The organism is Agromyces sp. MMS24-JH15 (assembly GCF_043518605.1).
Taxonomy (GTDB): Bacteria; Actinomycetota; Actinomycetes; order Actinomycetales; family Microbacteriaceae; genus Agromyces.
Genome location: NZ_CP171358.1, coordinates 3,387,677 through 3,406,923 on the forward strand (window position 1 = coordinate 3,387,677; position 19,247 = coordinate 3,406,923).

At 71.2% G+C, this 19,247-nt stretch carries 18 protein-coding genes; 3 read left to right on the plus strand and 15 right to left on the minus strand.

The window, feature by feature from the left end:
- The 4 genes from alaS to ACDF64_RS15425 form a co-directional block, all read right to left on the minus strand.
- The gene (gene alaS, locus ACDF64_RS15410; protein ID WP_394552236.1) at window positions 1-2,658 is read right to left on the minus strand and encodes an alanine--tRNA ligase; all 2,658 of its coding nucleotides are present in this window, start codon (window positions 2,656-2,658) and stop codon (window positions 1-3) included.
- A gap of 57 nt (window positions 2,659-2,715) precedes the next feature.
- Window positions 2,716-2,910, minus strand: a complete 195-nt coding sequence (locus ACDF64_RS15415; protein ID WP_394552237.1) for a hypothetical protein — start codon at window positions 2,908-2,910, stop codon at window positions 2,716-2,718.
- A 141-nt stretch (window positions 2,911-3,051) separates the two neighbouring features.
- Window positions 3,052-3,675: a 30S ribosomal protein S4 gene (gene rpsD, locus ACDF64_RS15420; RefSeq protein WP_394552238.1), complete on the minus strand. Its 624-nt coding sequence runs from the start codon at window positions 3,673-3,675 to the stop codon at window positions 3,052-3,054.
- A gap of 209 nt (window positions 3,676-3,884) precedes the next feature.
- Window positions 3,885-5,384 carry a replication-associated recombination protein A gene (locus ACDF64_RS15425; protein ID WP_394552239.1) on the minus strand — a complete coding sequence of 500 codons (1,500 nt, stop codon included), beginning with the start codon at window positions 5,382-5,384 and terminating at the stop codon, window positions 3,885-3,887.
- A 116-nt stretch (window positions 5,385-5,500) separates the two neighbouring features.
- Here ACDF64_RS15425 and ACDF64_RS15430 point away from each other — a divergent pair, with 116 nt between their 5' ends.
- The 3 genes from ACDF64_RS15430 to ACDF64_RS15440 all read left to right on the plus strand — a co-directional run bounded on the left by ACDF64_RS15430 (window position 5,501) and on the right by ACDF64_RS15440 (window position 8,331).
- A complete protein-coding gene (locus ACDF64_RS15430; protein ID WP_394552241.1) occupies window positions 5,501-6,280 on the plus strand; it encodes a peptidylprolyl isomerase in 780 nt (259 codons plus the stop codon).
- Between the two features lie 121 nt (window positions 6,281-6,401).
- Window positions 6,402-7,634, plus strand: coding sequence for a DUF349 domain-containing protein (locus ACDF64_RS15435; RefSeq protein ID WP_394552242.1), 1,233 nt, complete (start codon window positions 6,402-6,404; stop codon window positions 7,632-7,634).
- Between the two features lie 94 nt (window positions 7,635-7,728).
- Window positions 7,729-8,331: a hypothetical protein gene (locus ACDF64_RS15440; RefSeq protein ID WP_394552244.1), complete on the plus strand. Its 603-nt coding sequence runs from the start codon at window positions 7,729-7,731 to the stop codon at window positions 8,329-8,331.
- Here ACDF64_RS15440 and ACDF64_RS15445 read toward each other — a convergent pair.
- The 11 genes from ACDF64_RS15445 to pdxS all read right to left on the minus strand — a co-directional run bounded on the left by ACDF64_RS15445 (window position 8,301) and on the right by pdxS (window position 19,186).
- Complete coding sequence (locus ACDF64_RS15445; RefSeq protein WP_394552245.1) at window positions 8,301-10,553, minus strand: RelA/SpoT family protein; 2,253 nt, start codon at window positions 10,551-10,553, stop codon at window positions 8,301-8,303. The genes ACDF64_RS15440 and ACDF64_RS15445 overlap by 31 nt on opposite strands.
- Before the next feature lie 76 nt (window positions 10,554-10,629).
- On the minus strand, window positions 10,630-11,655 hold the full coding sequence (gene secF, locus ACDF64_RS15450) for a protein translocase subunit SecF (RefSeq protein WP_394552246.1): 1,026 nt from the start codon (window positions 11,653-11,655) through the stop codon (window positions 10,630-10,632).
- Window positions 11,655-13,421 (minus strand): protein translocase subunit SecD, encoded by a 1,767-nt coding sequence (gene secD, locus ACDF64_RS15455; protein ID WP_394552247.1) that lies wholly within the window; start codon window positions 13,419-13,421, stop codon window positions 11,655-11,657. Before secD ends, secF begins: the two co-directional genes overlap by 1 nt.
- Window positions 13,422-13,484: 63 nt before the next feature.
- Window positions 13,485-13,865 carry a preprotein translocase subunit YajC gene (gene yajC, locus ACDF64_RS15460; protein ID WP_394552248.1) on the minus strand — a complete coding sequence of 127 codons (381 nt, stop codon included), beginning with the start codon at window positions 13,863-13,865 and terminating at the stop codon, window positions 13,485-13,487.
- Between the two features lie 72 nt (window positions 13,866-13,937).
- Window positions 13,938-15,005, minus strand: coding sequence for a Holliday junction branch migration DNA helicase RuvB (ruvB, locus tag ACDF64_RS15465; RefSeq protein WP_394552249.1), 1,068 nt, complete (start codon window positions 15,003-15,005; stop codon window positions 13,938-13,940).
- Window positions 15,002-15,622: a Holliday junction branch migration protein RuvA gene (ruvA, locus tag ACDF64_RS15470; RefSeq protein ID WP_394552250.1), complete on the minus strand. Its 621-nt coding sequence runs from the start codon at window positions 15,620-15,622 to the stop codon at window positions 15,002-15,004. Before ruvA ends, ruvB begins: the two co-directional genes overlap by 4 nt.
- Window positions 15,619-16,236 carry a crossover junction endodeoxyribonuclease RuvC gene (gene ruvC / locus ACDF64_RS15475; RefSeq protein ID WP_394552252.1) on the minus strand — a complete coding sequence of 206 codons (618 nt, stop codon included), beginning with the start codon at window positions 16,234-16,236 and terminating at the stop codon, window positions 15,619-15,621. Before ruvC ends, ruvA begins: the two co-directional genes overlap by 4 nt.
- Before the next feature lie 10 nt (window positions 16,237-16,246).
- Entirely contained in the window at window positions 16,247-17,005 is a 759-nt protein-coding gene (locus ACDF64_RS15480; protein WP_394552254.1) for a YebC/PmpR family DNA-binding transcriptional regulator, read from the minus strand.
- 125 nt (window positions 17,006-17,130) lie between these two features.
- On the minus strand, window positions 17,131-17,655 hold the full coding sequence (locus ACDF64_RS15485; RefSeq protein WP_394552255.1) for a DUF1697 domain-containing protein: 525 nt from the start codon (window positions 17,653-17,655) through the stop codon (window positions 17,131-17,133).
- Window positions 17,652-18,299, minus strand: coding sequence for a pyridoxal 5'-phosphate synthase glutaminase subunit PdxT (gene pdxT, locus ACDF64_RS15490; RefSeq protein ID WP_394552256.1), 648 nt, complete (start codon window positions 18,297-18,299; stop codon window positions 17,652-17,654). The genes ACDF64_RS15485 and pdxT overlap by 4 nt, the downstream gene beginning before the upstream one ends.
- Window positions 18,296-19,186, minus strand: a complete 891-nt coding sequence (pdxS, locus tag ACDF64_RS15495) for a pyridoxal 5'-phosphate synthase lyase subunit PdxS (RefSeq protein ID WP_394552257.1) — start codon at window positions 19,184-19,186, stop codon at window positions 18,296-18,298. Before pdxS ends, pdxT begins: the two co-directional genes overlap by 4 nt.
- Between the last annotated feature and the right edge of the window lie 61 nt (window positions 19,187-19,247).

Sequence of the window (19,247 nt, forward strand, 5' to 3'; positions counted from 1 at the left end):
TCAGCCGGCGAACGCCGTGCGGACCGCCCCGAGCGCGGCCGGGATCGCCGAGGCATCCGTGCCGCCGCCCTGCGCGAGGTCCGGCTTGCCACCGCCGCCACCGCCCAGCACGCCCGCCATCGTCTTCGCGAGCGATCCCGCGTTCGCGCCGGCGTCGCGTGCGGCCGGCGAGGTCGCGACGATCGCGACCGGCTTGCCGCCGACCACGGCCGCGAGCGCGACGACGGATGCCGCATCGCCGAGGGTCTGGCGCACCGACGTGGCGAGCGAGCGGAGCTCGTCGCCCGAGGCGAGCGTGCCCGCGTCCTCGGCGACGAGCAGCACGTCGCCCACGCGACCCGCCTTCGCAGCGAGCGCCGGCACCCGGTCGTTCAGGGCCTTCGCCTCGAATGCCTGGATCTTCTTCTCGGCGGTGCGCAGGTTCGACGAGAGCTCCGCGATGCGCGTCGCGAGCTGGTCGGGCCGCGTCTTGAGGTTCTGCGAGAGCTCCTGCACGAGTGCGCGCTCGGCCGCGAACTGGCGGAACGCCTCCATGCCGACGAGCGACTCGACACGACGGCTGGATGCCCCGACCGACGACTCGCCGATGACGTTGATCATGCCGACCTCGGCGCTGGTCGCGACGTGCGTGCCCGCGCAGAGCTCGCGCGACCAGGGGCCGCCGATGTCCACGACGCGCACGACGTCGCCGTACTTCTCGCCGAACAGCGCCATCGCGCCGAGCGCCTTCGCGTCGTCGAGCGGCATCTCGCGCGCGACGACCTCGAGGTTGTCGCGGATCGCGTTGTTGGCGATCTCCTCGATCTCGGTGCGGGTCTCGGGCGAGAGCGCCTGGTTCCAGCCGTAGTCGAGTCGCAGGTAGCCCGCGCGGTTCATCGAGCCGGCCTGGTGCGCGTCCGGGCCGAGCACCTGGCGGAGCGCGGCGTGCACGAGGTGCGTGCCCGAGTGCGCCTGGGTCGCGCCCCGACGGTAGTCGGGGTCGACCTCGGTCCGGGCGGTCTCGCCGACGCCGACCTCGCCGCTCAGGACCTTGACGGTGTGGCTGATGAGACCGGGGACCGGCTTCTGGACGTCGAGCACCTCGAGGACGAACCCGTCGCCGACGATGCGGCCGCGGTCGGGCATCTGCCCGCCGGACTCGGCGTACAGCGACGTCTCCTCGAGGATGACCTCGGCGGTCTGGCCGGCGACGGCCGCCTGCGCCGGGTGCCCGTCGACGAGGACGCCGAGCACCTTCGTGTCGGTGACCAGGTCGGTGTAGCCGTGGAACACGGTCTCGCCGAGCGCGCGGAACCGGCTGTAGACCGAGACGTCCGCGAGCGCCTTCTTCTTCGACTTCGCGTCGGCCTTCGCGCGCGCACGCTGGTCGGCCATGAGCGTGTCGAACGCCTGGCGGTCGACGGCGAGCCCGGCCTCCTCGGCCATCTCGAGCGTGAGGTCGATCGGGAAGCCGTAGGTGTCGTGCAGGAGGAACGCGGTGTCGCCCGCGAGCTGCGGCGAACCCGACTGCTTGGTCTTCGCGACCGCGGTGTCGAGGATCGTCGTGCCCGCGCTCAGCGTGTTGAGGAAGGTCTCCTCCTCGGCGAGCGCGACCTGCGACACCCGGTGGTAATCGTGCTCCACGTCGGGGTACGACGACTTCATCGCGTCGCGCGAGGCCGCGAAGAGCTCGGTGAACGTCGCGCCCTCGACGCCCAGCAGGCGCATCGAGCGGATGCTCCGCCGCATGAGGCGGCGCAGGATGTACCCGCGGCCCTCGTTGGACGGCCGCACGCCGTCCGTCATGAGCATGAGCGCCGAGCGGATGTGGTCGGCGATGATGCGCATGCGCACGTCGTCCTCGTGGTCGGCGCCGTAGCGGCGACCGCTGAGCTCCGCGGCGCGGTCGAGGACCGGGCGGACCTGGTCGATCTCGTACATGTTCTCGACGCCCTGCTTGATGAACGCGACGCGCTCGAGGCCCATGCCGGTGTCGATGTTCTTCTTCGGGAGCGGGCCGACGACGTCGAAGTCGACCTTCGACGACACGTTCGCGATGAGCTCCTGCATGAACACGAGGTTCCAGATCTCGGTGAACCGGTTGTCGTCGACCGCCGGTCCGCCCTCGCGGCCGTACTTGGGCCCGCGGTCGAAGTAGATCTCCGAGCAGGGGCCGCCCGGCCCGGGCTGGCCGGTGTGCCAGTAGTTGTCGGCCTTGCCCATGCGCTGGATGCGCTCGGCCGGGAGGCCCGCGATCTTCTGCCAGAGCGCCGCAGCCTCGTCGTCGGTCTCGAAGACGGTCACCCAGAGGTCGCGCTCGGCGAACCCGAGGCCGCCGTCGGCCTCGGACCGGGTGAGGAGGTCCCACGCGAACTCGATCGCGCCCTCCTTGAAGTAGTCGCCGAACGACCAGTTGCCGAGCATCTGGAAGAACGTGCCGTGGCGGGCGGTCTTGCCGACCTCCTCGATGTCGTTCGTGCGGATGCATTTCTGCACGTCGACGGCGCGCGGGTACGGCGCAGGAACGACGCCGGTGAGGTACGGGACGAACGGGACCATGCCGGCGACCGTGAAGAGGAGGGTCGGGTCATCCGACACGAGCGACGCGGACGGGACGACGGTGTGTCCTCGCTCGGCGAAGTAGTCGATGTACCGTCGGCTGATTTCGGCAGTCTGCATGGTTCCGTTCCGATTCGGCCCCCGTGCGTCCCGGGGGCGGTGGAGATCGTGGGGCGCTCAGTCCTCGGAGCGCTCGCCGGCGCGCAGCTCGGCGTCCCGCTCGTGATAGCCGTCGGCGACGGCGGCGCCGAACGCGCGCGCCTTGGCGTTGACCGATTCGAAGAACTCCCGACCGGGCGCGGTCTGGTTGATCTGGTGCGCGGCGACGAAGCCGGCGGCGACGCCGGCGACGAACCACAGCATGCTCTTCACTCGGTGCTCCCTGCCTCGATGCCGCGCGGCGCGATTCGCCGTCGTTCGGCCTCCGGCCAGTCTAACGGCGCGCGGATGCCCCGAGGACGGCGGAAGGGGCCGCGGGATGTCTCCCGCGGCCCCTTCCGTTCGACGCGAACGTCAGCGAGCGGCGTAGTACTCGACGACGAGCTGCACGTCACAGGTGACGGGCACCTCGGCGCGCTTCGGGCGACGCACGAGGGTCGCCTGCAGCTTGTCGAGCTCGACCTCGAGGTAGCCCGGAACCTTCGGGAGCACGTCGACGTGGCCGCCGGCCGCGGCGACCTGGAAGGGCTCGGTGCCCTCGGAGCGCTGCTTGATGCCGATGTGCTGGCCCGGCTTCACGCGGAAGGAGGGGCGGTCGACGATCTTGCCGTCGATGAGGATGTGGCGGTGCACCACGAACTGGCGGGCCTGCGCGATGGTGCGCGCGAAGCCGGCGCGGAGCACCAGCGCGTCGAGGCGCATCTCGAGCAGCTCGACCAGGTTCTCACCGGTCTGGCCGTCGGTGCGCTTGGCCTCGTTGTAGGCGATCCGGAGCTGCTTCTCGCGGATGCCGTACTGGGCCCGGAGGCGCTGCTTCTCCCGGAGGCGGACGGCGTAGTCGCTGTCCTGCTTGCGCTTGGTGCGGCCGTGCTCGCCGGGGGCGTACGGGCGCTTCTCCATGATGCGGGCGGCCTTCGGGGTGAGGGCGACGCCGAGCGAGCGGGAGAGGCGGGTCTTGCTACGTGCGCGGTTCGACACGTGGTTCCTTTCGGATGGGATTCTCGAACGATTCGTTCCGTGCGCAGGCGCGCCGGAAAGGGTGTCAGAGGGATTCGCCGCGGGCGGACCGGCTACAGGTCGCGCCCTTCGCCCCGTTCCCCCGCGCAGCCGTTGCGGGAGATGGGCTTCAGGCCAGCGACGATCTTATCACGGCGCGCCACGGCCCGACGATTCACGGCCGCGGGCGCTCAGCCGTCCTCGCGGGGCGCGCCGCGCACGATCCGCCGGAGCTTCGCGAGCCGCGCCGAGATCTCGCGCTCGTTCCCGTGCTCGGTCGGCTCGTAGTAGACCGAGCCCCGGAGCGGGTCGGGCAGGTACTGCTGCGCGACGACGCCGATCGCGTCGTCGTGCGGGTACCGGTAGCCCTTGCCGTGCCCGAGGCGCTTCGCGCCCGGGTAGTGGGCGTCGCGCAGGTGCGGCGGCACCCGGCCCGCCTTGCCGGCCCGCACGTCGGTGATCGCCCGGTCGATGCCGAGGTAGGCCGCGTTCGACTTCGGCGCGGTCGCGAGGTGCACGACGGCCTGCGCGAGCGGGATGCGACCCTCCGGCATGCCGATGAGCTGGACCGCGTCGGCGGCTGCGACGGCCACGCCGAGCGCGGTCGGATCGGCCATGCCGATGTCCTCCGACGCGAGCACGATGATGCGCCGGGCGATGAACCTCGGGTCCTCCCCCGCCTCGATCATGCGTGCGAGGTAGTGCAGGGCGGCGTCGACGTCGCTGCCGCGGACCGACTTGATGAACGCGCTGATGACGTCGTAGTGCTCGTCGCCGGCCCGGTCGTACCGCAGGAGCGCCCGGTCGACGGCGCGCGAGACCGCCTCGGCGGTGATCACGGGCCGGGGCGCGGCGCCGGCCTCGCCGGGGGGAACCTCGCCGGCATCGCCGGTATCGCCGGAGGCATCCTCGTCGGCCTCGCCCGGGGCATCCCCGTCGGCCGCACCGGCCGCATCCGGTTCCGACCGGGCCGCTCGGCCGACGGGCTCGCCCGCCGCCGCAGCGGCGGCCTCGCTCGCCGCGGTGACCGACGCCGCCTCGAGCGCCGTGAGCGCGCGCCTGGCATCGCCCGACGCGAGCCGCACCAGCACCGCGCGCGCCTCCGCGTCGAGGTCGAACCGGCCGGCGAGGCCGCGCGGATCCGCGACCGCCCGGTCGACGAGGGCGCCGAGGTCGTCGTCGGAGAGCGGCTCGAGCGTGAGCAGGAGCGACCGGGAGAGCAGCGGCGAGATGACCGAGAACGAAGGGTTCTCGGTCGTCGCCGCGACGAGGATGACCCAGCCGTTCTCGACGCCCGGCAGGAGCGCGTCCTGTTGGGCCTTCGTGAACCGGTGGATCTCGTCGAGGAAGAGCACGGTCGACAGGCCGTAGAGGTCGCGGGACGCCTGCGCCTCCTCCATCACCTGCCGCACGTCGCGCACCCCGGCGGTCACCGCGGAGAGCTCCACGAACTTGCGCCCGGACGAGCGCGCGATCGCCTGCGCGATCGTCGTCTTCCCCGTGCCGGGCGGACCCCACAGGATCACCGAGACGCTGCCGCTGGTCCCGGCGCGATCGCCCGCGAGCGCGACGAGCGGAGACCCCGGCCCGAGGAGGTGCCGCTGCCCGGCGACCTCGTCCAGGCTCGTCGGGCGCATGCGCACCGCGAGCGGGGTCGCGCCCGTGCGCAACCCGACTCCGTGCTCCGCCATGCCGACCAGCGTAGCCGCGGCCGCCGACATGGCCCGGGCCTTCCGAGCCCGCGATTGGCAACGGGGCCCGGCGCTTGCGTAGAGTCTGCACGCAGGATCCCCGAGGAGGAGCACGCGTGGCGACGAACGACCGGCAGGCCCGTGAGGAACGTGCGCGGCTGCGCACCTACCAGGCACGCCAGGAGGTGCACGCCCGCAAGCAGCGTCGTCGCCTGCGCGACAACCTGATCGCCGGCGGCGCGCTCGTCGTCGTGCTGGCGCTCGCGGTCGCCGCGCAGGTCGCGTACTTCCAGAGCGGTCCGGGCGCGCCCGCACCCAGCCCCGAGGCATCGCCCGCGGCCACCGCGCCCGCCGACGGCAACCAGGGCGACGTCCCCTCGGCCGACCTCGCCGAGGACCGCGCCTGGACCGGGACCCTCACGATCAACGGCATCCCGCTCGGGGTCGAGCTCGACGGCGTCGCGGCACCCCAGGCCGTCGCCTCGACCGTGTCGCTCGCCCAGGCCGGCTTCTACGACAGCCTCACGTGCCACCGCCTGACCACCGAGGGCATCTACGTCCTCCAGTGCGGCGACCCGGCCGGCGACGGCTCGGGCGGCCCCGGCTACTCGTACGGCCCGATCGAGAACGCCCCCGCCGACGACCTCTACCCCGCGGGCACGATCGCGATGGCACGCCAGAGCGGCAACGCGTCGAGCCAGGGCAGCCAGTTCTTCATCGTCTACCAGGACACGACCATCCCCGCCGACGCCGCAGGCGGGTACACCGTCATCGGCCACGTCACGAGCGGGCTCGACCAGCTGGTCGCCGGCGTCGTGATGCCGGGCACCGCGGACGGCTCCGGCGACGGGTCGCCCGCCGTCCCCGTGACCATCACCTCGTTCACGGTGCAGTAGGCACGCGCATTCGCGGGTCCGTCGCGACGACACCCGCCCGCACCAGCCCGATCGGCTTGCAATAGGCTGGTCTGGCACACGTCGCGCCGCAGCGCGGCAACCGATCACGACAGGGTGAGCAGTGACCGAATCAGACCAGCAACCGTGGGGCCGAGTCGACGAGACGGGCACCGTCTTCGTGCGCACGAGCGAGGGCGAGCGCGAAGTCGGCCAGTACCCGGATGCCCCGGCCGAGGAGGCGCTCGCGTACTTCGAGCGCAAGTTCGCCGACCTCGCCGGCCAGGTCTCGCTGCTCGAGCAGCGCGCGCGCCGCGGCGCCCCCGCAGCGGACGTCGCGAAGGCCGTCTCCCACCTGCGCGACTCGGTCGCGAACGCGCACGCCGTCGGGGACCTCGACGCCCTCGCGCGGCGCCTCGAGTCGCTGTCCGGCACCACGGCCGAACTCACCGAGCAGCAGCAGGCCGAGCAGAAGGCCGCGGTCGCCGACGCCATCGCCTACCGGACCTCGATCGTCGAGGAGGCCGAGGCGCTCGCCGCGCAGGATCCCGCTCGCACGCAGTGGAAGACGACCACCGCGCAGCTCGACGAGCTCTTCTCGCGCTGGCAGCAGCACCAGCAGGAGGGTCCGCGACTGCCCAAGGGCGAGGCCAACGACCTCTGGAAGCGATTCCGCACCGCGCGGTCGACGATCGAGCAGCACCGGAAGGCGTTCTTCGCCGACCTGGACGCCGCGCACCGCGACGTCCGCGCCCGCAAGCAGCAGCTCATCGATCGCGCCGAGTCGCTCGCCGGCCGCGGTGCGGACGGCATCCCCGAGTACCGTGCGCTCCTGGACGACTGGAAGCTGGCCGGCCGCGCCGGCAAGAAGGTCGATGACGCGCTCTGGGCGAAGTTCAAGGAGGCCGGCGACGTCCTCTTCCACGCGAAGGCCGAGTCCGACGCCCTCGAGGACGAGTCGTACCGCGAGAACCTGACCGAGAAGCTCGCGCTCCTCGAGGAGGCGGAGAAGCTCCTCGCCGAGCAGGACCCGAAGGCCGCCCGCGCTGCGCTCGGCCGGATCCAGCGCCGCTGGGACGAGGCCGGCCGGGTCCCGCGCGACCAGGTCCGCACGGTCGAGGATCGCCTCCGCAAGGTCGAGACGCACGTGCGCGGCCTCGAGGACGAGCGCTGGCAGCGCGAGGACCCCGAGAAGAAGGCGCGCTCCGAGGGCATGCTCGGCCAACTCCAGGACGCGATCGCGAAGCTCGAGGACGAGCTGGCCGCCGCTGAGGCGGCCGGCGACGCCAAGGCCGCCGCCTCGACGAAGGAGGCGCTCGACGCGCGCCGCGCCTGGCTCAAGGCGGTCGGCGGCTGAGCGAAGCCTCCTCCCCCGCGACGTCCCGCCTCCTCCTGTCCACAGCGAGGGGGCGGCGTCGTCCGGGGCGGGAGGGACCGGGCAGGATGTCGGCATGGCCCGCCTCCCCGCCGTCCTCGATGAACGCGACCTCCCCCTGCCCGAGCTGATCGCGGCGGGCCTCGACGGCGAGGTCGTCCGGATCGATCGCGGCTGGGTGTCGATCGACGAACCCGACCTCCGCGAGCTGCGCGCAGCGGTCCTCGGCAAGCGCGACGTGCGCGACCTGATCGTCGAACGCCGCTCGGCCGCCTGGGTGCACGGTGCGCTCCTCGCGCCGCCCACGCCCCCGCAGTTCTGCGTCCCGATCACCGCGCGGATCGCGATGCGCGTCGCGCGGGACTTCCCCATCCGGGAGATCGCCATCGAGGAGGACGACGTGATCGCGTTCGGCGAGGTGCGCTGCACGACGCTCGCGCGCACCGTGTACGACCTCGCTCGCGATCGGAGCGAGTCCGACGCGGATGCGATCGACGCGACCGCCGCCGCGCTCGCCTGCGCCGGCTCGATCCGCGCGACGACGAGTCTCGCCGAACTGGTCAGAACTCGGGTCGAGTCGGCGTTCCGGCTCCCGCACAAGGCGTGCGCGCTCGATCGGCTCGACCGAGCGGCCGCCGTCGCGGCGGCTCAGCCTGCGGAGACCCGGTACACGTCGTAGACCGCGTCGATCCGCCGCACGGCGTTCAGGACGCGGTCCAGGTGGGTCGTGTCGCCCATCTCGAACACGAACCTGCTGAGCGCGAGGCGATCGGTCGAGGTCGACACGGTCGCCGACAGGATGTTCACGTGGTGCTCGGAGAGCACGCGCGTGACGTCCGAGAGCAGGCCCGAGCGGTCGAGCGCCTCGATCTGGATCTGCACGAGGAACACGCTCTTCGAGCTCGGCGCCCAGTCGACGTCGATCATGCGGTCCGGTTCGCGCATGAGGGACTGCACGTTGTGGCAGCCCGCCTGGTGCACCGAGACGCCGGATCCGCGCGTGATGAAGCCGATGATCTCGTCGCCCGGGACGGGCGTGCAGCATCGCGCGAGCTTCACGAGGATGTCGGGCGCTCCGCGCACGAGGACGCCCGAGTCGCTGCTTCGCGGAAGCGGACGCGCCCGCGTGGGGATCGCGAGCTCGGGCTCGTCGGTCTCGTCGTCGTCGCGCACGAGCGCGACGACCTTCTCGATGACCGACTGCGTCGAGACGTGGCCCTCGCCGACGGCCGCGTACAGCGACGAGACATCCTCGTACCGCAGTTGCGCGGCGACCTCGGCGAACGACTCCTGGCTCATCAGCTTCTGGAGCGGGAGGTTCTGCTTCCGCATCGCCCGGGCGATCGCGTCGCGCCCGTGCTCGATCGCCTCGTCGCGGCGTTCCTTCGTGAACCACTGCCGGATCTTGTTCCGCGCGCGCGGGCTCTTGACGAACCCGAGCCAGTCCTTGCTCGGGCCCGAGTCCGGGTTCTTCGAGGTGAAGACCTCGACGACGTCGCCGCTGTTGAGCTCCGACTCGAGCGGCACGAGACGGCCGTTCACCTTCGCGCCCATCGTGCGATGACCGACCTCGGTGTGCACGGCGTACGCGAAGTCGACCGGCGTCGCGCCCGCGGGCAGCCCGATGACCCGCCCCTTCGGCGTGAAGACGTAGACCTCCTTGGCCCCGATCTCGAACCGCAGCGAGTCGAGGAACTCCCCCGGGTCGGCGGTCTCCGCCTGCCAGTCGGAGATATGCGCGAGCCACGCCATGTCGGCCTCGGTCGAGGGCGTCTGGTCCTCGCTCCGGTTGCTGTTGACCCGCTCCTTGTACTTCCAGTGCGCCGCGACGCCGAACTCGGCGCGCTGGTGCATCTCGTGCGTGCGGATCTGGATCTCGACCGCGCGGCCCTTCGGACCGATGACGGTCGTGTGGAGCGACTGGTAGAGGTTGAACTTCGGCGTCGCGATGTAGTCCTTGAACCGCCCGGGCACCGGCGTCCATCGTGCGTGGATCGAACCGAGCACGGCGTAGCAGTCCCGCACGCTGTTCACGAGGACGCGGATGCCGACGAGGTCGTGGATCTCATCGAACTCCCGGCCGCGGACGATCATCTTCTGGTAGATCGAGTAGTACTGCTTCGGGCGGCCGACCACCTTGCCGCGGATCTTCGCGGCCTTCAGGTCGTCGCCGACGAGGTCGATGACCGTCTGCACGTACTCCTCGCGCTGCGGCGTCCGCTGTCGGACCAGGCTCTCGATCTCCGCGTACAGCTTCGGGTAGAGCACCGCGAACGACAGGTCCTCGAGCTCCCACTTGATCGTCTGGATTCCGAGGCGGTGCGCGAGCGGCGCGTAGATCTCGAGCGTCTCGGTCGCCTTGCGCGTGGCGGACTCGGCGGGGACGAACCCCCAGGTCCGCGCGTTGTGCAACCGGTCGGCCAGCTTGATGATGAGCACGCGGATGTCCTTCGACATCGCGACGATCATCTTCCGGACGGTCTCGGCCTGCGTCGAGTCCCCGTACTTGACCTTGTCGAGCTTCGTGACGCCGTCCACGAGCATCGCGATCTCGTCGCCGAAGTCCGCCCGGAGCTGGTCGAGCGTGTAGGCCGTGTCCTCGACGGTGTCGTGCAGGAGCGCCGCCGAGACCGCCTTCGAACCGATGCCGAGATCGGCGAGGATCTGCGCGACCGCGATCGGATGCGTGATGTACGGCTCGCCGCTGCGGCGCTTCTGGCCCTCGTGGGCCCGCTCGGCGACCTGGTAGGCGCGCTCGACGAGCGCCAGGTCGGCTTTCGGATGGTGGAGCCGGACGGTCCGCAGCAGCGTCTCGACGGCGCCCGAGGGCTGCGCCCTCGAGAAGATCCGGGGCACGAGTCGGCGCAGCGTGGCCGTTTGGTTGATCCCGGTCTCCGTCACCTCAGCACCTCCAGACCACCAATCATCGCAGGTTCATCGCGATGTCCGGCGGCGCAGGAGGTGCCGAGGCTGCGGATCATCCGGCGGCGACCGCCGACTCGAGGTCCTTCGCGGCGGCGGCGCTCGCGCGCTCGCGCTCCTTGAGGACCTTCTCGTCGTGTCGCTTGATCTTCGGCTCGCGCTCGCGCAGCAGCGAGTACAGCGGCGCGGCGATGAACACCGTCGACCACGTCCCCACGAGGATGCCGATGAGGAGCGCGAACGAGATGTCGCGGAGCGTGTCGGCCCCGAGCACCCCGGCGCCGATCACGAGGATCGCGGCGACCGGGAGCGCGGCGACCACGCTCGTGTTGATCGAACGGACGAGGGTCTGGTTGACCGCGAGGTTCACCGATTCGGCAAAGGTGCGGCGCGACTCCTCACCGTCCTGAGCGGTGTTCTCGCGGATCTTGTCGAACACCACGACGGTGTCGTAGAGCGAGTAGCTCAGGATCGTGAGCACGCCGATCATCGCGGCCGGCGAGATCTCCAGGCCGGCGGCGGCGTAGATGCCGACCGTGGCGATCAGGTCGCCGATGAGCGCGATGATCGCCGCGACCGACATCTTCCAGGTGCGGAAGTAGATGGCCATGACGATCGCCGACAGGAGCGTGAACACGATCAGGCCGACGACGGCCTGACGCGTGACGTCGGCGCCCCAGCTCGGGCCGATGAACGACGAGGTGACCTCGGACTCGGGGACGTCGTACGCCTCGGCCAGCGCGGTCGTCACGTCGCGCGACTCGCCTGCTTCGAGCTGCTCGGTCTGCACGCGAACGCCCGTGCCGCCGATGATCGCGACATGCACGTCCGTGCCGGGGACGACCGACTCGACGGCGTCGATCGCCGGCTGCGCGGTCGCGTTCTCGACGCCCGCGATCTGGAACTGCGAGCCGCCGCGGAACTCGATGCTGAAGTTCACGCCGCGCAGCAGCGGCACCGCGATCGAGAGGATGATCAGCACGCCCGCGATCGCGAACCACTTCTTGCGGCCGCCGACGAAGTTGAACGAGCGCTTGCCCGTGTAGAGGTCGTTGCCGAACGTGGTGAGCCGGTTGGCCATCAGGACTCCTTGCCTTCGCCCGCGCCCGCCTTGGCGCCGACCTTCTCATCCGGCTTCGCCGGCTCGGCCGACTCGGCGGCCTTGCGCTCGGCGATCGTCTGCCGCTTCTGCGCCTCGCGCGAGCTCGACGCGGCCTTGCGCGCCGGGACCGCCGAGGTCTTCCGGAACTCGGCACGGCCGCGGTACACGGCCCCGAGCGCCTGCGGGTCCAGACCGGACCAGGGATTGCCGCTCGAGAAGAACTTCGTCTGCGCGAGCAACTGGAGCATGGGGTGCGTGAACAGGATCACGACGATGACGTCGATGATCGTCGTGAGACCGAGCGTGTACGCGAAGCCCTTCACGCTGCCCACCGCGAGGATGAACAGGATGATCGCGGCGAGCAGGTTCACGCCCTTCGAGGCCAGCACGGTGCGGAACGCGCGCTTCCATCCCGCCTCGACCGCGCCGACGAGCGGTCGCCCGTCGCGGAGCTCGTCCCTCACGCGTTCGAAGTACACGATGAACGAGTCCGCGGTGAAGCCGATCGCGACGATGAGGCCCGCGATGCCCGCGAGCGAGAGCCGGTACCCCTGCCGCCAGGACAGGATCGTGATCGTCAGGTAGGTGATCACGCCCGCGATCACGAGCGACGCGATCGTGACCGAGCCGAGCGCGCGGTACTGGAACAGCGTGTAGATCACGACCAGCAGCAGGCCGATAAGGCCGGCGATGAGGCCGTTCTGCAGCTGCGAGGTGCCGAGCGTGGCCGAGATCGTGTCGGACGACTGCACCGTGAAGCTGATCGGCAGCGCGCCGAACTTCAGCTGGTCGGCGAGCGCCTTGGACGACTCCTGCGTGAACGAGCCCGTGATCTGCGGACGGCCGTCCGTGATGACGCCGTTCATGGACGGCGCCGAGAGCACCGCGCCGTCGAGCACGAACGCGAACTGGTCGCGCGGCGCCTGGTCCTTCAGGCCGTAGAGGCGCGTCGAGACCTCGGCGAAGGCGGCGGTGCCGTCCTCGTTGAAGACGATGTTGACCGCCCAGGTGCCGGTGTTGGCACCCGTGCTGGTCTGCACGGTGCCGTTCGACGCGTCGGCGATGTCCGCACCGCTCACCTCGACCGGGCCGAGGAGGTACTTGACCGTGCGGGTGACGTCGCACGTGACGAGCGGCTCGTCGGCGGGCGCGGCGTTGGCGCCGGTGTCGTCGAGCGTCGAGCAGTCGAAGTCGTCGAACTCGGCCTGGAGCGCCGGCGTCACCCAGTTCGGGTCGCTGCCGTCGGTCGGCGCCACCGTCGGGGTGTCGCTGAGCTCTTCCGCCGGCTCGGTCGCCTCGGGTGACGCGCTCGGGTCGATCGAGGCGTCCGTGGCGGCGGAGGAGAGCAGGACCGGCCGCAGCTCGAGCTTCGCGGAGGACTCGATGCGGTTCCGGGTCTCCTCGTCGAGCTCGCCGGGGATGCGCACGACGATGTTGCTGCCCTCGGTGAGGATCTCGCTCTCGGCGACGCCGGAGGCGTCGACGCGCTGGCGGATGATCGACACCGCCTGGTCGAGTTGCTCCTGCGAGGCCGTCTGCCCGCTCTCGAGCTTCGGCGCGAGGATGATCTGCGTGCCGCCCTCGAGGTCGAGGGCGAGCTTGGGTGTCCAGGATCCGCCGCCCCAGATCACGCCGGCGGCGTTGATCGCGAACAGGCCGACGATGATCACGCCGAGCCAGGTCAGGGAGCGCCAGGCCTTGCGAACCGGGGTGGGTCGCTTGGTCCGCTTCGATGGTGCAGCCACGTGTGTGCTTTCTCTGGGGGAACCCGCGCAGCAGCGCGCGGGCCGAGCCTCTGGGGGAAGGTGCTAGTCGTCCGACTTCTTGGTCTCGGGCGCCTCGTCGGTCGCGGGCGCATCGATGCGCTCGCCGAACTCGGGCTCGCCCTCGATCGCCTCGGGCTCATCCTCGGCCTCGGTCGCGACCGGCTCGACGACGCGCGCCACCGTCTGGCGGTGCACGGCGAGGACGGTGCCCGGGGTGGTCTCGATCTCGACCCGGTTCTCCTCTTCGTCGATCGACAGGATCGTGCCGAACACGCCGAAGTTCGTCATGACCTTCGCGCCCGGCACGACCTTCGACTGCAGCTCGCGCGCGTCGTTCTGACGCTTCCGCGAATTGCGGAACATGAAGAAGATCAGCACCGCCAGGACGGCGAGCATGATGATGGTGAACGGATCGAAAGCCATGAGGTGAGGGCGCCTTCCAGCGTGCGCGTGCGCGCACGGAATCAGAGGTGGGTCGGCCGAAGCCTGTTTGGATTATAGGTCATCGATCGGAAGCGCGGCTGAAGCCTCGACCGCACCGTCCACGAGCCCGAAATGACGCCAGGCCGCGGGCGTCGCGACGCGTCCGCGCGGGGTCCGCGTGAGCAGGCCGATCCGCACGAGGAACGGCTCGACGACCGCCTCGATGGTCTCCGCCTCCTCGCCGACCGAGACCGCGAGCGTGTTGAGCCCGACCGGGCCGCCGCCGAAGCGGGTGAGGATGGTCTCCATCACGGCGCGGTCGAGCCGGTCGAGGCCGAGCGCGTCCACGTCGTAGAGGTCGAGCGCCGCGCGCACCGAGTCGAGGTCGGCCTCGCCCGGGCGCCGGCCCGAGCCGGTCGAGCCGTGCACGAGGGCGTAGTCGCGCACGCGTCGCAGCAGTCGATTCGCGATCCGGGGCGTCCCGCGGCAGCGCCCGGCGATCTCCTCGATCGCCGGGCGGTGGATCGCGAGCCCGAGCATCGCGGCGGCACGGGTCAGCACCTGCGCGAGCTCGGCCTCGTCGTAGAACTCGAGATGGGCGGTGAACCCGAACCGGTCGCGCAGGGGGTTCGGCAGGAGCCCGGCGCGGGTCGTCGCGCCCACGAGCGTGAAGGGCGCGAGGTCGAGCGGGACCGAGGTCGCACCGGCGCCCTTCCCGACCATGATGTCGATGCGGAAGTCCTCCATGGCGAGGTACAGCATCTCCTCGGCCGACCTCGCCATGCGATGGATCTCGTCGATGAACAGCACCTCCCCCGGCACGAGCGAGCTGAGGATCGCCGCGAGGTCGCCGGCGTGCTGGATGGCCGGCCCGCTCGACATGCGCAGCGGCCGCCCGCCCTCGTGCGCGACGATCATCGCGAGGGTCGTCTTCCCGAGCCCCGGGGGTCCCGCGAGCAGGATGTGGTCGGGCGTGCGCTTCTGGAGCGCAGCCGCCGAGAGGAGGAGCTGGAGCTGCCCGCGCACGCGCGTCTGGCCGACGAACTCGCCGAGGCTCCGCGGGCGCAGGGCGCCCTCGAACGCGAGTTCCGCCTCGTTCGCGAGTTCCGGGTCGGTCAGGTCGAGGTCGTCGTCGGTCATCGGCTCCTCCCGACGGGGCGGGCCGGCCCCAGCCGGGCGAGCGTGAGCCTGAGCAGCGCGGGCACGGATGCCGCGTCGGCATCGGATGCCTCGCCCACGGTCTCCTCGACGGCCTCGGCGGCGACCTTCTCGGGCCAGCCCAGGTTGGTGAGCGCCGCCAGCACGCTGTCGGCCGCGGTGCCCGTGACGACCGGGGTCGCCGCGGACCGGGCGGCCGGCGCCGCGAGCTTGCCCGCGAGGGAGACCGTGATGAGCTTCGCGGTCTTCGGCCCGATGCCGCTGACCTTGCGGAACGCCGCATCGTCGTCGGCCTGGACCGCCTCGGCGACCTGGTCCGGCGAGAGCGCCGACAGGACCCCGAGCGCGGACTTCGGGCCGACCCCGGTCACGCCGATGAGCAGTTCGAAGACCTCGAGCTCGTCGCGCGTCGCGAATCCGAACAGGGTCATCGAGTCTTCGCGCACGATGAGCACGGTGTGCACCGAGAGTTCGTGGCCGGGGCGCGCGGCGAGCGCGAGCGCGGGCGTGGCGTGCACGTGGTAACCGACGCCGCCGACGTCGATGACGACGGAGCCGCCGGTCGCGGAGAGCACGGATCCGCGCAGGGAGGAGATCACTCCTTCACCCTACGGGCGGCCCCCGACACCGCGGCGTCGCGCTCCGCGGCGAGCCATGCGCGCTGGGCCGGCGTGAGCGTCGAGGCATCCGGTCCCCGACGGCCCGCCGCCGAGGCATCCCGCACCGCCTCACCCGCGACGCCGCCGGTTCGCCACGCGTGGCAGATCGCGAGCGCGAGCGCGTCCGCGGCATCCGCGGGCTTCGGCACCGCCTCGAGGCCGAGGATGCGCGCGACCATCGCGCCCACCTGCTTCTTGTCGGCGCGTCCGTAGCCGGTGATCGCGGCCTTGACCTCGCTCGGCGTGTGCAGCGCGACCGGCAGTTCGCGCCGGGCGGCGATGAGCATGGCGACGCCGGAGATCTGCGCGGTCCCCATGATCGTCGACACGTCCGAGCGCGCGAAGACCCGCTCGAGCGCGACCGCCTGCGGGCGGTGCTCGTCCATGATCGCCTCGAGCCCGTCGGCGATGCGCGCGAGGCGCCGTTCGATCGGGAGGTCGGTCGGCGAGCGCAGCACGACCACGTCGACGAGCTGCGCCTGCCGGTTCGGCGCGACATCCACGACGCCGACGCCGCAGCGGGTGAGCCCGGGATCGATGCCGAGCACCCGCATGGCGACCGGCCTAGTCCTCTGCCTCGAGCTCGGCCTGCACCTCGGGCGACAGGTCGAAGTTGCTGTAGACGTTCTGCACGTCGTCCGAGTCCTCGAGTGCGTCGATGAGGCGGAAGACCTTCTTCGCGGTGTCCGCGTCGATCTCGACCTTGAGGTTCGGCACGAACTCGATGTCGGCCGACTCGTAGTCCAGGCCCGCGTCCTGCAGCGCCTTGCGGACCGTGACGAGGTCGGACGGGTCGGTGACGACCTCGTACCCGAGCGCGTGCGGCTCGATCTCCTCGGCGCCCGCCTCGAGCGCCGCCATCATGACGTCGTCCTCGGTCGTGCCCTCGCCGGTCACGACGATGACGCCCTTGCGCGTGAAGTTGTAGGCGACCGAACCCGGGTCGGCGAGCGTGCCGCCGTTGCGGCTGAGGCCCGTGCGCACCTCGGCGGCCGCGCGGTTCTTGTTGTCGGTGAGCACCTCGACCATGAGGGCGACGCCGTTCGGGCCGTACGCCTCGTACGTGATGTTCAGGTAGTCGACCGACTCGCCGCCGATGCCGGCGCCGCGCTTGATGGCGCGGTCGATGTTGTCGTTCGGCACCGAGGTCTTCTTGGCCTTCTGCACGGCGTCGTACAGGGTCGGGTTGCCGTTGAGGTCGGCGCCGCCGAGCTTGGCCGCGACCTCGATGTTCTTGATGAGCTTCGCGAACGACTTCGCGCGGCGCGCGTCGATGACGGCCTTCTTGTGCTTGGTCGTCGCCCACTTGGAATGCCCGGACATGCTGCTCCTGGATCGGCTTCGCGGCGGGTTCGCCCGCCGACGGACCATTCTATGGCAGGACGGGCACGTCGCCCCGAGCGACGGGCGCACGTCCGCCCCGCGGTCGCGCCGGCCGAGCGCGCCGCCTACCCCACGAGCTTCGCGAGCGTCCGCAGGTTCCGGTTCGTCGTGGTCGGCTTGAACCGCGCCTTGGCGAGCAGCTTCGCGAAGGGCGTGTCGGTCGTCGTGCCCTTCACCGGGTTCCAGTACACGACGCCGTCGCCGCGGGCGATCGGGTCGACATCGGGGTCGAGCCCGTCGGCGGCCGCGAGCTCGTCGAGCGGCTCGTCGCCGGAGCCGAAGATCACCCACGGCTGCCGTGACGCGTCGTCGGCGTCGAACGGGAAGGCGTCGATGACGTGCGCGACGTGCTCGGCCGTCGTGAGGACGATCCACGCGTCGTAGCCGAACCGGTCGGCGAGTGCGCGTTCGATCCGCGACTTCAGGCGCCCCGCATCGGACGCGTCCGACTCGAACGCCACGTTGCCGCTCGCGAGCACGGTGCGCACGCCCGTGAACCCGAGCCCGTCGAAGAGGTCGCGCAGGTCGGCGGACCTGATGGTGATGCCGCCGACGTTGACGCCGCGGAGCAGGGCGATCCAGGTGGTCACGCCGCGATGCTACGCGCCCGCACCTTGCCCAGGAAGTACTCGTGGAACCGGTGCTCGCCGGTGATCTCGGGGTGGAAGCTCGTGCCGAGCAGGTTCCCCTGCTCGACCGCGACGACCCGCCCGTCGGCGAGGCTCGCGAGCACAGTGGCCTTCGGGCCCACCGCCTCGACGACCGGACCGCGGATGAACACCGCGTGCACGGGCTCGTCGCCGAGCGCGGGCACGTCGAGGTCGACCTCGAACGACTGATTCTGCGACCCGAACGCGTTCCGGCGCACGACGACGTCGAGGCCGCCGAGCGACTCCTGCCCGGCGATCGCGTCGAGCAGCGTGTCGGCGATCATGATGAGCCCGGCGCACGTGCCGTACACGGGCAGGCCGCTCGCGATCGCGGCCCGCAGCGGCCCGGCGACGCCGAAGGTGCGCGCGAGCTTGTCCATCACGCTCGACTCGCCGCCCGGGATCACGAGCCCGTCGATCCCGTCGAGGTCCTCGGGCCGCCGGACGAGCGAGACGGATGCCCCGAGCCCGGCGAGTACGCGCGCGTGCTCGCGGAAGTCGCCCTGCAGCGCGAGCACGCCGACGCGGGGACCGGATGCCTCGGTCCCCGCGTCGAGCGACTCCTCGCGGAGGGTCGTGGTCACCAGCCGCGCTCGGCGAGGCGGTGCGGTGCGGCCAGGTCGCCGACGTTGATGCCGACCATCGCCTCGCCGAGCCCGCGCGACACGTCGGCGATGACCGAGGGGTCGTCGTAGAACGTCGTGGCCTTGACGATCGCGGCGGCGCGCTGCTCGGGGTTGCCCGACTTGAAGATGCCCGAGCCCACGAAGACGCCGTCGGCGCCGAGCTGCATCATCATCGCGGCATCCGCCGGGGTGGCCACGCCGCCAGCCGTGAACAGCACGACCGGGAGCTTGCCGGTCTCGGCGACCTCGACGACGAGGTCGTACGGGGCCTGCAGTTCCTTCGCCGCGACGTAGAGCTCGTCCTTCGTCATCGAGCGGAGCACGTTGATCTCGCTCGTGATCTTGCGGATGTGCTTGGTCGCCTCGGAGACGTCGCCGGTGCCGGCCTCGCCCTTCGAGCGGATCATCGCGGCGCCCTCGTTGATGCGGCGCAGCGCCTCGCCGAGGTTGGTCGCGCCGCAGACGAACGGCACGGTGAACTGCCACTTGTCGATGTGGTTGACGTAGTCGGCGGGCGAGAGCACCTCGGACTCGTCGATGTAGTCGACGTCGAGCGCCTGGAGCACCTGCGCCTCGACGAAGTGGCCGATGCGGGCCTTCGCCATGACGGGGATCGAGACCTCGGCGATGATCGCCTCGATGAGGTCCGGGTCGCTCATGCGGGCGACGCCGCCCTGCGCGCGGATGTCGGCGGGGACGCGCTCGAGGGCCATGACGGCGACGGCGCCGGCGTCCTCGGCGATGCGCGCCTGCTCGGGCGTGACGACGTCCATGATCACGCCGCCCTTCAGCATCTCGGCGAGGCCGCGCTTCACGCGGCTGGAGCCGATCTCGGCAGTGCTCATCGGTGGTTCCCTTCGGTGGATGACGCGCGATCGCGCAACTTGCGGACACAGCATCCGCTTG